We start from the raw sequence: 12,978 nt of genomic DNA on the forward strand, positions 1-12,978 counted from the left end.
GAATCGTCATTCCAATTCACTCACCAATCAAAAGTCTTCCGGAGACATGAGATCCTGTCCCGGGCCACGTAGGTGAGTGATCGAAACCACGTCATCTTCAATCACATAGATTACCCGATATTTTTTGCCGCGCGGGGTTTTGAACAGGACGTTCCTGATCTCTTCCAGGTGGTCTTCATTCTCTGGGGCCAACGAATACCGCTGAGGATTTTCTGCCAGATCAAGAAGCACCTGCCGCCAACTTGCCAGCCAGGTCGCTGCTCCTTCCTGTGAGCGGGAATGGAGCCAAGTGGCGATTCTGTTGAGATCCATCTGAGCACGTCGTGACAGGACAACGCGGTACGTCATTTCGAGAGACCGAGCCGGCATTCGAGTTCATCGGTGACCTCTTCTGCCGGTCGAACTCGTCCGGCAGTGATGTCATCCAGTCCCTCACGAATGGCTACGTTGATTTCGTCACGATGATTTCTGGATTCCCATTCCACTGCCAGATCTTCCAGATCGAGACCTTCCTCACTGGCCTCAATTCGACGACTGGCGAAATCATGAAAGCGGTCGAGTTCAGTTTTGGTGATTGCCATCTCAGCGGTCTCTCTCACTAAGGGTGGTTACGCAAACAGTATAGCATCTGATCCCGATCGATGCCAAAGGCGGTTCGCTGATGAGGGCGGACAGGTTTCGCTCGCACCGTCCCAAATTTGGGACGAACCCTCTGGCATCACTTTCACCGTCGTTCTGGCATCGTGCATCCCGATAGGATCAGCGATACAATTGGCGGGGTGGCCCAGACGTGGCTTTGCACGTCTGGGTGACGCAGTCATGTAGGGCAGGCTCCTGCCTGCCAGTTCGATGTACTTCACAGTAAATGATGTCCGCAAGAAACATCGGCAGGCGGGAGCCTGCCCTACTACTACTGGGTGCCGCAGTCACAAGAACGTGTGTTTGTCAGTGAACTCTCATATTGGCATTCATCACTTATCGGCAAAACAGCGCAGCAAGAGTGTTTTGCGAAAAGGTCTCTCAGACTCCCCTCATTTTGATTGATGGTGAATAATGAGCCAAATGATATTTGTTAACCTTCCCGTAGAAGACCTGCCGCGATCCAAGGAGTTCTTTCTCGATCTGGGCTATACATTTAACCCGCAATTTACGAATGACGTGGCGGCTTGCCTGGTGATTAGTGACACTATCTACGCCATGTTGTTAACAAAGCCATTTTTTCAGACCTTCATTCCCGGCGAAATTTCCGACGCCAGGAAATCGACAGAGGCACTTATCGCATTAAATTGTGATAGCCGGGAAGATGTTGATGAAATGATTCGTAAAGCCGTCGCCGCTGGGGCTAATACCTATCGCCCTGCTCAAGACATGGGTTTCATGTATTCTCAAGGTTTTCAGGATCTGGATGGCCATATCTGGGAATACTTCTACATGGATCTCAACGCCGCGCCAGCGACACCTGAGACTTCTGTGTAGTGCCGTGTCACGGCTTTGTCTTAGGGTTGATGTCGCCGCAATGTCCTCCGTTGTCGGACTTAACGACAGAAGAGACCCGAATTTTATACATTGACAATGCAGCAGTGGGTAAAGCCGTGACTCGGCCTAATTTCGCTGGGCTTGAGTCATTGCTGGTTGAGGCCGAACTTGCCAGGCCAACAGGCGGCGCCCTCGAAAACGGAGCGGTTCGCCAATCGCTTCAATTACATGACCCGCCGGGCCACGGTAGCCTCCCTTCCGGTCGCGGCGACTCCATTCAATAATCAGATGGGTGGCATGCGAAGGGCTGTTCGTAAACTCGCAGGCTTCGTGGTGAATGGCCACCTGTGCCTTTGGCTGCGCCACACGCACTGCTAACTCGATTTGAGGAGGAATCACCCCTTGAGGCGAGACAATGCAAATACTTTCCGCCGGAGAAGTTTTTCTTAGTACTTCCGTAAATATTCGCAGGCAACGGACATCCTCCTGAGGATGCTCAAGCATTAAATATCCCCAGACAAACTGAATCGCTAACAGCGAACCGATAACGGCCTGTATCACTCGGCGTCGTTGATTTTCATGACTGAGTTGAATCGTTCTCCACCAGATCAAACCAGCCGCGACAGCGAAAAAAAGCAGAAATAATGAGGACATCGCAAAGCTCAGACGAGCATGCTGGTTCTGGTAGATGCCCCAAACTGACCACATCGCCGTAATGACCGCGGTGATTGCCAGTGCTCTTCCGCGAGTCTCTCGCCGAAGAATCGATTCAAGGCCAATCACGGCCAGCATCGTGGTTGTGAACAGGAGAATTGTTTGCCACATCGTCAGTGAAAGCTGAGCTTCAAGCCCCTGCATTTCAACGAAACCCCACCCCGCCAATCCAATGCTGATCGTCATGATCAGCCAGGGACGGACGAACTGTGTCATCGATTGTGGCCACCGATGCTCTTTCCAATTGAGCAGCACAATCGCGCCCAGAAGCTGCCAGCCAACCAGCGGTGCAATCCAGACCAGCCAGGTTCGATCCGTTTTTAATCGTGCCGATGAGGCGACAAAATCACCCAGATTCAATAATTCTTCTGTTGATTCGGAGTGCAGCCACTGTCCCGTTAACCAGCTTTCCAAGGCTCCCCATCCACCAACACGAACGATATTGATCGTCCACCAGCCGCTGATCATGGCCGCGATGAGAATCACCACGGAGGTTCCCACCACCCCGCGCCAAGGCATCGACAGCTTGAGATTCTTGGAATGATCGGGAGTATTGGTGTTCGATGATGGGGTCACATGCAGCAACCAGCAGGACAATCCGACAGGCAGCACGAGCGCCAAAGGAGCCAACCCGCCACAGAGAATTCCTAGACCCAGCACGATCCCCGCAGCCAGCAAGCGCCACGACCAATAGCCCGAGGCTTTGGTAAGATGCCGGCAAAGGAGTAATAACGATCCAATCGTGATTGCCCAGCACAAAGCCCAGGGAGTGGCGGAACCAACAATCCGAAATAGCTGTCCATGAACGGAGAGCATGGCGACCATTAAAAGGGCCATGCGGGAGTCAGCCAGCAAGCGAACCAGATGCCAACTCCACCAGATGCCGCAGGCGCCTGCCAGATAAGAGAGAATCGGCAAGTGCCAGAAAAAGTCGACACCCACTCCCTTCAGCAGCAACGCCTGAATCCAGGTCGATCCGGGAGGCAGATACTGTGTCGGCAGATTTTCGTTGTGGCCGGGAATCATCCAGTCTGAAAACGACCCGGCATTAACCAGTGACACCGCTCGCAGCATCCACGCTGATCCCTCCACATCCGGTGAAGCGAGGGAAAGTGGCGGCAAGAGAGCGAGGAAAGCCACAGCCAGTATCAGTGGTTCAATCTCTCGCCCTTGCTTGAGCAGAGGAGAGAGATCTTCAACTGTATCCAGAGGAAATGACGCGGCAGCCCGCTTCTGCTCTTGTAACAGCTTGGTACCGATGGAATCAGGCAGGGACATGCATGTCCTGTTAATGCGGCCAACGTCGCTCGCCAGTTAGCGGGCAAGCAATGGAGGCGTGGGAGAGGGACTCCGTCATAACAAGCAACCGGCAGGAAATCATGAGCTTAATGGATCTGACTTCCTGCCGATTGGGAATACCTAAGACTTACTTTTGTTTCCAATTGATGATGTCTTTGAGAATCTCATCCAGAGTCTTGACTGGCTTGCGGCCCAATGTCGTTTCAAGCCGTGTTAAATCAGGAACTCGTCGCTGAACGTCTTCAAAGTCAGCACCATACGCTTCAGTGTACGGGATATGTTCAATCTTGCATGGTTTTCCAACCAGAGCGATCACGCGTTCGGCCAGTTGGCGAACACTGACTGGTTGGTCACTGCCAATGTTAAATACTTTTCCATAAGCGGCTGGAGTATTCACGAGATCAATCACACAGCGCACCACTTCTTCGACATGGCCAAAGCAGCGCACCTGTGAACCATCATCATAGATAACAATCGGGCCACCTTGGAGAGCCTGATCCACAAATCGTGGAACAACCATGCCGTAGTGTCCCACCTGGGCCGGGCCGACCACATTGAAAAATCGACCGATCACAACCGGAAGGTTATATTTGCGGTGATAAGCCAACGCCAGAAATTCATCAATAGCCTTCGAGCAACCATAGGCCCAGCGAGGCTTGGCGGTTGGGCCAAACTGAAGATCGTCTTCCTCGCTCCAGCGTTCCTTGGAATTCTTCCCATAGACCTCACTTGTCGAGGCCAGGAACACCCGGCAACGATTCTGAACTGCCTGCCTGAGCAATTCTTCTGTCGGATAGATATTCGTTTGGATCGTGCGAACAGGATCATCAGCGACCAGTTTCACCCCCACCGCAGCCGCCAGGTGAAAGACGATTTCTTGGCCGACCATCACTTCTGATAATAGCACGGAGTCTGTGATCGATCCGACAGCCATCTTGAAATGGGGGTGATCACGAAAGGGCTGGAGATTGACCGCCTGCCCGGTTGACAAGTTGTCAAGAATGGTAACTTCATGCCCGGCACTCAGGAGTGCCTTTGTCATGTGGCTGCCAATAAAGCCTGCGCCGCCTGTAACCAGACATTTCGCCATGGATGCCGAAGCCCATATCTCGAGTGTTGTTTTTCATGACTGTTGAGACGGCAACATCAAGGACTACTGTTTTTTCAGATAAGTCCGACCTGTTGACCGTTGGGGAGCAGCATAACCTGTTTGTCGATCTCTCGCATGCAAATCTCCGGGATTACTTAGGGGTTCTCGATCCCATCGTGAAAAACTGATTCGCAGGAAAACGATCTGATTCAGCCAATGGCTCCGAATTTTGATTTTTGACGCTTTCATGGCACACACAACATCGATCTTTTCCCAAACGCTGCTTCAGGATACGATTAAGAAACAAGCACTGCCTGGGAGGCGGTCGGATGCACGCGGAGCGTGGTGATGAAACTTGATACAGTGATTTTTGGCGGAGGGGTCGCAGGACTGTGGCTCCTTGATGTTCTCTCACGACGTGGTCGGCACGTGGTGCTTCTGGAAGCTCATGAATTGGGCTACGGACAGACTGTCGCTTCTCAGGGAATTCTGCATGGAGGCCTGAAGTACACGCTTCAAGGAATTTTGACTCGTTCCGCCAGCCAGATTCGTGAGATGCCGGGAATTTGGCGGAAGGCTTTGAATGGTTCAGCCGGGCTTCCTTCTCTACAAAAAACCACCATACGCAGCGAGTTTTGTTACTTATGGCACACGCAAAGCCTGGCTTCCCGTGCCGGTATGATTGGTGCCAGAGTCGGTCTGTCCGTCACACCAGAAATGGTTCCTCCTCATGAGCGGCCAGAGTGCCTGGCAAGTGTTCCCGGAGGAGTTGCCAGATTAGGTGAGCAGGTCATCTCACCCGCTTCTTTAATGGCAGACCTCTTTGAGCAGTATCGCGACCGCATCTTGAAATTCGACTCAAGCTCTTTGGAGTTTGACCTGGTTTCTCCTGGTGAAGTTCGTGCCATCCGGTTGAAAGATCCAGAAACAGCCCGCCAACTGGTATTGAAACCACATCATGTCGTCTTGACTGCTGGTGCAGGGAATGCCGAACTTCGTGAACGCGCCGGGCTTTCAACCTCAGTCATGCAGCGTCGTCCTTTGCATATGGTCATGGTTCGAGGGGATCTCCCTGAGCTTAACGGCCATTGTGTCGATGGTTCCCGCACCCGCGTGACAATCACATCTGATGTCGCACCCACAGGCCAGCGTGTCTGGCAAATTGGTGGCCAGGTTGCTGAAGATGGCGTCGGTCTTGAGCGGGAAGCTCTTATTGCTCATGTGCAGAAGGAAATCGCAACCGTCCTTCCCGGACTTGCTTTGGAAAACACCGAATGGGCGACCTACCGTGTGGATCGCGCGGAAGGTGCGGTTTCAGGAGGGACACGCCCTGAAAACGTACAGATTCTGTTTGCTGGCAATGTCACCACCGGCTGGCCGACGAAGCTCGTTTTGGCACCTGTTCTGGCCAATGAACTGGCACAAGGCATTCACGCTCATGAGCCTGAATTCCGGTTTGATACGAAGCCATTAACGGATTGGCAGCGCCCTGCGATCGCTCAGCCGCCATGGATGACGACCGCTGACTGGGTCAAATACCCCGTAACCACGCCGGTGCGCCATGTCGCCTGAGTTGAGTCTCACTTGGCCACTGATCAGCTTTGGTGCGTTCAAACTCGGACGCAATGAAGGCGTCAAATACCCGCAAGGCTACGACCTGCCTGATACAGCGACCGCCTTCAAGCTATTGAATCAACTGTTAGATCAGGGATGCCGCGCCATCGATACCGCGCCCGCCTATGGTCTGAGCGAAGCCAGGATCGGGGAGTCCATCAGTCATCGACGAAGCGAGTTTCTGCTAACCACGAAAGTGGGAGAAACCTTTATCAATGGCAAGTCCACCTATGACTTCTCACGGACTGCCGTCGAGCAAAGCCTCCATCGAAGCTTGAAGCTGCTGAAAACAGACATCCTCGATCTTGTGCTGATTCACTCCCCCGGCAACGATGAAGAGATTCTCACACAGACACCCGTTGTGGAAACGCTCACCCGCTTTCGTGACCAGGGGCATGTCGCAAAAATCGGTCTGTCAGGGAAAACATCCGCCGGTCTCAGTCTGGCCATTGACTGGGCTGACGCGGTGATGGTGGAGTTTCACCAGCAGAATACCAGCCATCAGGATGTGATGCGTCAGGCACACGCCGCTGGTCTTCTCATTCTGGTCAAGAAAGGGTTGGCCTCAGGGCAACTCAACCCTCAATCGGCCATCGAATTTGTGATGAGTGAATCGGCGGTTTCCAGTCTGGTTCTTGGAACATTGAAACTGGAAAATTTTATAGCGGCAGCGCAATGGGCAGAAAGAATCCGGCCACCCAAGACTGAATAGCCTCTCAACGACGATGCCCCGGCACATAGGCCATTGCGCACAGTCTCTGTGCTCAAGAGACTTCGTGGTATTCTTCGGAAAGCTCTTGAAGGGTGCTCTCCGTCGTCTCCTGAATGTCCTGCGCCGGGAGAGCCGATGACTGCATTTCCAGATGCTGCATCACTTGTTGCACGGCAGGTTTCTGGCTGCGAATATGCTTCTCCAGGGCAGCCGTCGCATGTGAGTGTTCATTTTTCAAAAGATGAGCCAGAATTTCCCGGTGCTGCATCGCCATCTCGGAAACCACATCAGCCCCAAGAGCCGCATAGTCGAACAACGCCCGGTAATATCCCCCGTGTCGAGCAAAGAAATCCCGAATATATCGGTTTTCACTTTTCTCGATGAAGTACTGATGGAGTTGATTATCCAGCCGGGGCATGTTCGTTCCCACCAACGGCAAGTTGCCCGCCAGCATCGTTTCCAGATCAGCAGGGACTAACCGGGGGATGGCAAGCTCGAGAGCACGCTTTTCCAGGGTCACTCGAATGTCCAGATAGGCTCCCAGGTCGGAAGCATTCAACGGGCGGACTCTCCAGCCACGCCGGGGGACGTGGTCGATAATTCCCGCCCCTGCCAAACGGCTGAAGACCTGCCGAAGTAACGTGCGGCCAATCTCCAGACGTTCGGCCAGTGCCTCTTCCCGCATAAAGACCGGTTCACCCCGCAAGCTCAACAGCAGGATGTGTTTTGTAATCACCCCATCCCAATCAATCGGGGGAGGAGGAGTCAGCATGTCATCAAGCTCAGAGGCGATCTCTGCCAGACGTGGGTTCACCACAAGGCGGCGATTCTCCAATTTGACCAGCAACTCCCGCTGAAGCAGCGATTCAGTGGCCTCACGAACCGGAGTCAGACTCACTTCGTAGTGCGAAGCCAATGACTGAAGCGTCATTGCGCAAGGCAACTCCCGATGATTCCGAATCCTTGATTCAAGATCTCGCTCAATGTAATTGGCCAGGCTCATGGAAGCCTCTTTGTTGCTGCAAAATGTGGGGATGGAAAATAAACCACGAATCAGAAGTGCCATCCGCGATGAAAGCACGCGGAATTGAGGTCATCAAAATTCGATAGGATTGAGAATTCATCAGAAAGCGAATGAAGCGCCTGTCAATCATCGCGTTGAATGTCTAACAGCGCTCTACCAAACGAGATGATACCGCAGGGTTGAACACGGTTAACAGTACAGTAGCCTGACACCTTTCCTGAATACAGAGTTCCCGAGTACAGTGTTTGAATCCAGAAACGCTGTTGATGCAAGTCTCTTTTCTACAGATCTGAGAAACTTTTCGCATGAGAAGGTCTCGATAACGGTTCACTCCCTCAGAGAATGTGTGACGTTTCATGATGTGATAGTTTGCCAAAGTCCAAGAAACTGTCTCGATTTGTGCCCGTAAAATCGATATTTCTTATCTGTGATTCCACCTCGCCATGTTTTTGAGATGAGACCGGTATTTTTTGAAATTGCCGAAAGCCTGTGTTTCAATATTTCATTGCGATGGTGTATTTCAGAATTTGCTGGCACCTTTATGCCGTGTGAAAATCGGCGGTGAGCCTGATTTTTGCGATATGCCCGGGATACGTCCTTCCCCTGCTCGCCATGATTTTGCCATGCTTGTCCCAAACCAGATGACAGTCGCCCAAACACCGTGAGGCCCGTTTACATGCAGAATGTCAATCAACGAAAAGCTTCCTCCTTAAGCCTTGCCGATCCAGCACCGAGACAATGGTCTCGATGGACAGCCCTGCTGGCGCTGGCCTGTCAGTTGCTGGTATTCAAAATCTCTCTGGCTCAAGAGACCTCTGCCCCTGCTCCTCGCGCAGCCAAAACGCTGAAAGCCCTCCTTGTCACTGGAGGATGCTGCCACGATTATCAGCGGCAGAAAAAACTCCTCAGTGAAGGCATTTCAGCTCGCGCCAATGTCGAGTGGGAAATTGTGCATCAGGGAGGAAGCAGCTCTGACGCTAAGATTCCTTTGTATGAAAACCCCGATTGGGCCAAAGGATTCGACGTTGTCGTTCATAATGAATGCTTTGCCAGTATCCCGGATCCCACCTGGACTCAACGGGTGTTGGCACCGCATAAGGCCGGCCTGCCCGCAGTCGTGATTCATTGCGCCATGCACTGCTATCGCGACAAGACCGACGAGTGGTTCAAATTCCTCGGCGTCACCTCTCATGGCCATGGCGCCCATTATGCCTATGAAGTGATCAATGCGGCTCCCAAGCACCCCATCATGCAGGGCTTTGGCAACAAGTGGATGACTCCTAAAGGAGAACTCTACAATATTGCCAAAATGTGGGAGACAGCCACGCCGTTGGCCTTTGGCAAAAGCTCAGCCTTGAAGGATGAATGCGTCATCTGGGTCAACGAATACGGTGATAAGAAAACCCGTGTGTTTGGGACAACCGTTGGCCACTATGCCGAAGAAATGCAGGATCCTATTTTCCTGAATTACGTGACCCGGGGGCTGCTCTGGTCGGCGGATAAGCTCAACGATGACTATCTGATTTCTGCTTCCAAGCCCCGGACTATAAAAGTGGCCGAAAATCTGGCGCTGGGAAAAAACGCCACCGCTTCAGGCTCTCAAGCAGGACGTGATCCCAAATTTGCCGTGGATGGCGATCTGGAGACTCGCTGGTGTGCGCCCAATGGTGGGGCAGGATATACATGGCAGGTCGATCTGGGGGAGCCACAGTCAATTACCGGTGTGAAAGTGGCTTGGGAAAGCTCAGAAGGCAAATACAAATTCCGTATTGCCACTTCAACCGATGGCACCGATTGGAAAACACTCGTTGACCAAAGCCAGACTCCCGTCGCTGGCAGCGATTCCACATTTCCAGTGGCTGCTGATAAAGTGAAATATGTCCGGCTGGAATACCTGGGAAGCACCCACGGTGGCTGGGGCAGCTTCTGGGAGTTTGAAGTCCATTCCGGGAAATTGATTGAGCAGGTGGTAGATCCCCTGACTGAAGCAAAACCTCAACCGGTCGCGGGCGAGCCATTGTTGGCAGGAGTACGCGTTCCTCCCGCTTTTGAGGCCACGGTCTTCGCTGCTCCACCTGAGATATCTTACCCCACCTGCCTGACAACCTCGCCTGAGGGATTTGTCTTCGTGGGTGTTGATCTCAACGGCTCTCTCGGTGCCAAGCCAGAAAAAGGCAAGATCATCCGTTGCCGTGATACGAATAGCGATGGCAAGGCCGATGAGTTCATCACATTCTGTGAACTTGATAGCCCGCGCGGCCTCGTCTGGGATGATGGGGTGCTCTATGTGCAACATCCGCCATTTATTACGGCATTCTACGACCGTGATGGCGATGGCAAGTCCGAGAAAAGTGAAGTTCTGGTCGATGGGATTGGCTTTGATCTCAAATTCCGCGGCGCAGACCATACAACGAACGGCATGCAACTGGGGATTGATGGATATCTCTATGTCGCAGTGGGTGATTACGGCTTCTACGAAGCAAAAACGAAAGATGGAAAAACACTGCAACTTCACGGTGGCGGCGTGGTTCGTGTGAAGCCCGACGGCACAAATCTCGAGATCGTCTCCCGTGGCCAGCGCAACATTTATGACGTGGCCATCGATCCCGAAATGAACCTGCTGACTCGAGATAACACCAACGATGGGGGCGGGTGGAATGTGCGACTTTCCCATGTCGTTCCCTTTGGAAACTACGGCTATCCCTCACAATACATGAACTTCCCGGAAGACCGGCTTGAGTGCTTGGCAGACTACGGCGGCGGTTCTCCATGCGGCTCAGTATTCATTAGCGACCCAGCCCTTCCCGCTCCATTTGGTGAGACGTTTTACACTTGCGACTGGGGCCGTAGCGTCATTTACCGCCATCCTCTGGTCGCAACCGGGTCGAGCTTCAAGGCTGAGCAGGAGCCATTTGTCTCCGTGCCTCGTCCAACTGATATGGAAGTCGATGCGTCTGGCCGTATTTACATTTCCAGTTGGAAAGACGGCGGTTTCAACTTCGATAAACCAGAAGTAGGCTATATACTGCTGCTGACGCCTCGCGACTCTTCCGGTCATGCGGCAATCCCTCAGTTTAAGAAACTGTCTACAAGTGAATTGGCGACTCTTGTCGGACATGGCCAGGGAGTGACCCGTCTGGCAGCTCAGCGAGAACTGTTACGACGCCCCGATGTCAGCCAATCGATAGCAGCACTAAAAGCCATCGCACTAAAGAAAGACTTACTTTCTAAAGGAAGCCGCCTGGCTGCCGTCTATACACTGGGACAAATCGCTTCTCCTGAAGCGATGAAGGTTCTGGAATCGCTCTCTTCCTCAGAAGACCTCCAGGAAGCGGTCATACTGGCTTCGGGAGAGTCAGCCAATGCGCCCAAGAACCTGATTGTGGCTGGCCTGACGTCATCAGACCCACGTGTGGTCAGAGCAGCATTGACGGTCATTGGCCGTAGAGGCTGGACAGATCTGGCCGCGCAGGTGATTCCCGTATTGTCCAGCGATGACATCACGGTGGCACACGTCGCGAGAGAAGTTCTTGTCAGCTTGAACGCGATTGATGTGGTGGTCGACTCATTGGCAACAACGAATGACGTTGTCTTTGCCGGCGTTGTCGATGTGGCTAAACGCCTGCACGATCCCAGGGTCGTCGCTCGATTGCTGTCACTGGCTTCTACCGGTTCGCCTGAACGTCAGCAGTTAGTACGAACCGCCCTTTGCCGACTCTATTTCCAGGAAGCTCCCTGGGATAAAAAGTGGTGGGGGACTCGCCCGGATACCACTGGCCCTTACTTCAAGCCCGTCACCTGGGATCAAAGTGATAAGATTGGTGCAGCATTAGAAGCAGCACTGAAGACAGATCAGGGGGTGACGCTAAATCATCTCGTCAAGGAGTTCCGTCGCCACCGGGTGGAATCTCCTCAACTGGTTCCAACTCTGGTACAGCTTGCCGCGAAGGATCGCGAATTCCGTCCTCAAGCCATTCGGTTGATTGCATCGACAGCAGACAAGTCGGATGCCGTGATCACTCTGCTGACAGAAACCGCCTGCTCTGATCGAGACGACTGGGTAACACGAGCCGCTGCCATTCGTGGGCTTTCGGCACGACTTCCCGTGATGAACGCCGCTTCGGGGCTGGTTGCCGCATTCGCCAAGACCATTCCTCAGGATGAACTCCCCAATGACCAGTCTTCTCTCTGGACGGAGTATCTGCAGGACGCCAAGCATGCCGACCTGGTCTCATTGCTGATTCAAACCGCTTTCGACGGGACAGCAGGAGAGCAGGAAGTGGCCTGGAGCGTGCTATTGTCGCTTGTCGAAGCCAATCGCACTCCCAATTCTGCCCGAGACCAGATTCTGGTCGCTTTGCAGAAAGCCTATGCGTCCCCCAACGCGACCATTCAATTGCTCAAGGCCATCGCCCGGACACAGGCGGAGTCACAAGCCATTCAAGTCCGCGCCCTGATGACCAATGAAAACGGGGCCATTGCAGCGGCAGCCAAATTTGCAGCCGAAAAAATGGAACTTGATCGCCCGGTGGATCCCAAGCAACCTTTGATCGGGACACTGCCCATCGAAAAAGTAGTGGCGGAACTCGATAAAGCCAAAGGCGATCCCAAGTTGGGGGCTCGCTTGTTCAGTCGACAAGGTTGCGTGGCCTGCCATTCTGTGTCCAGCAAAGAGGCCATCAAGGGGCCGCTTCTCGCTGGGATTACTGCCAGATACAGCCGGGCCGAATTGGCAGAATCCATCATTCTGCCCAGTAAGAAAATTGCTCAAGGCTTTGAAACGCAATCATTCCTGCTGGAAGATGGACGGTCGTTCGATGGCTTCGTCACACGAGAATCGGGAGATGAAGTCGAATTGCGCAGTATCACGGGGGTGCCAACAGTCATTCGCAAAGCCGAGATCGAAGAACGAACCCGGCGAGAGTTGTCGATGATGCCCGTTGATCTGGTCAGCCGGTTGACAGTCAAAGAATTGGCCTCGTTGATGGCCTATCTGGAAACCCTCAAGCAGTAATTCCTGCTGATGGTTTTCAAAACGAACTGAAACGG

General features: G+C 53.1%; 9 protein-coding genes. 4 read left to right on the forward strand and 5 right to left on the reverse strand.

Annotated elements, in window-relative coordinates; translation table 11 throughout:
- Window positions 1–27 precede the first annotated feature (27 nt).
- Window positions 28–369, reverse strand: a complete 342-nt coding sequence (locus SH287x_RS05775) for a type II toxin-antitoxin system RelE/ParE family toxin (RefSeq protein ID WP_479517569.1) — start codon at window positions 367–369, stop codon at window positions 28–30.
- Window positions 345–581, reverse strand: coding sequence for a hypothetical protein (locus tag SH287x_RS05780; protein WP_479517571.1), 237 nt, complete (start codon window positions 579–581; stop codon window positions 345–347). The genes SH287x_RS05775 and SH287x_RS05780 overlap by 25 nt, the downstream gene beginning before the upstream one ends.
- A 472-nt stretch (window positions 582–1,053) precedes the next feature.
- Here SH287x_RS05780 and SH287x_RS05785 point away from each other — a divergent pair, with 472 nt between their 5' ends.
- Window positions 1,054–1,476 carry a VOC family protein gene (locus SH287x_RS05785; protein ID WP_479517573.1) on the forward strand — a complete coding sequence of 141 codons (423 nt, stop codon included), beginning with the start codon at window positions 1,054–1,056 and terminating at the stop codon, window positions 1,474–1,476.
- A 126-nt stretch (window positions 1,477–1,602) separates the two neighbouring features.
- Here SH287x_RS05785 and SH287x_RS05790 read toward each other — a convergent pair whose 3' ends face one another.
- Together SH287x_RS05790 and SH287x_RS05795 are read right to left on the reverse strand one after the other, a co-directional pair.
- Complete coding sequence (locus SH287x_RS05790) at window positions 1,603–3,468, reverse strand: hypothetical protein (protein WP_479517575.1); 1,866 nt, start codon at window positions 3,466–3,468, stop codon at window positions 1,603–1,605.
- A gap of 148 nt (window positions 3,469–3,616) precedes the next feature.
- The gene (locus SH287x_RS05795) at window positions 3,617–4,579 is read right to left on the reverse strand and encodes an NAD-dependent epimerase/dehydratase family protein (RefSeq protein ID WP_479517577.1); all 963 of its coding nucleotides are present in this window, start codon (window positions 4,577–4,579) and stop codon (window positions 3,617–3,619) included.
- A gap of 348 nt (window positions 4,580–4,927) precedes the next feature.
- On the opposite strand from SH287x_RS05795, the gene SH287x_RS05800 reads away from it, so the two are divergent.
- Window positions 4,928–6,151 (forward strand): FAD-dependent oxidoreductase, encoded by a 1,224-nt coding sequence (locus SH287x_RS05800; protein WP_479517579.1) that lies wholly within the window; start codon window positions 4,928–4,930, stop codon window positions 6,149–6,151.
- Window positions 6,141–6,905: an aldo/keto reductase gene (locus SH287x_RS05805; protein WP_479517581.1), complete on the forward strand. Its 765-nt coding sequence runs from the start codon at window positions 6,141–6,143 to the stop codon at window positions 6,903–6,905. The genes SH287x_RS05800 and SH287x_RS05805 overlap by 11 nt, the downstream gene beginning before the upstream one ends.
- A 52-nt stretch (window positions 6,906–6,957) precedes the next feature.
- Here the strand turns inward: SH287x_RS05805 and SH287x_RS05810 are convergent, their stop codons facing one another.
- Complete coding sequence (locus tag SH287x_RS05810; protein ID WP_479517583.1) at window positions 6,958–7,908, reverse strand: GntR family transcriptional regulator; 951 nt, start codon at window positions 7,906–7,908, stop codon at window positions 6,958–6,960.
- Between the two features lie 697 nt (window positions 7,909–8,605).
- On the opposite strand from SH287x_RS05810, the gene SH287x_RS05815 reads away from it, so the two are divergent.
- Complete coding sequence (locus SH287x_RS05815) at window positions 8,606–12,943, forward strand: DUF7133 domain-containing protein (RefSeq protein ID WP_479517585.1); 4,338 nt, start codon at window positions 8,606–8,608, stop codon at window positions 12,941–12,943.
- Window positions 12,944–12,978 lie beyond the last annotated feature (35 nt).

The sequence above is a fragment of the Planctopirus sp. SH287 genome (genome assembly GCF_056500625.1).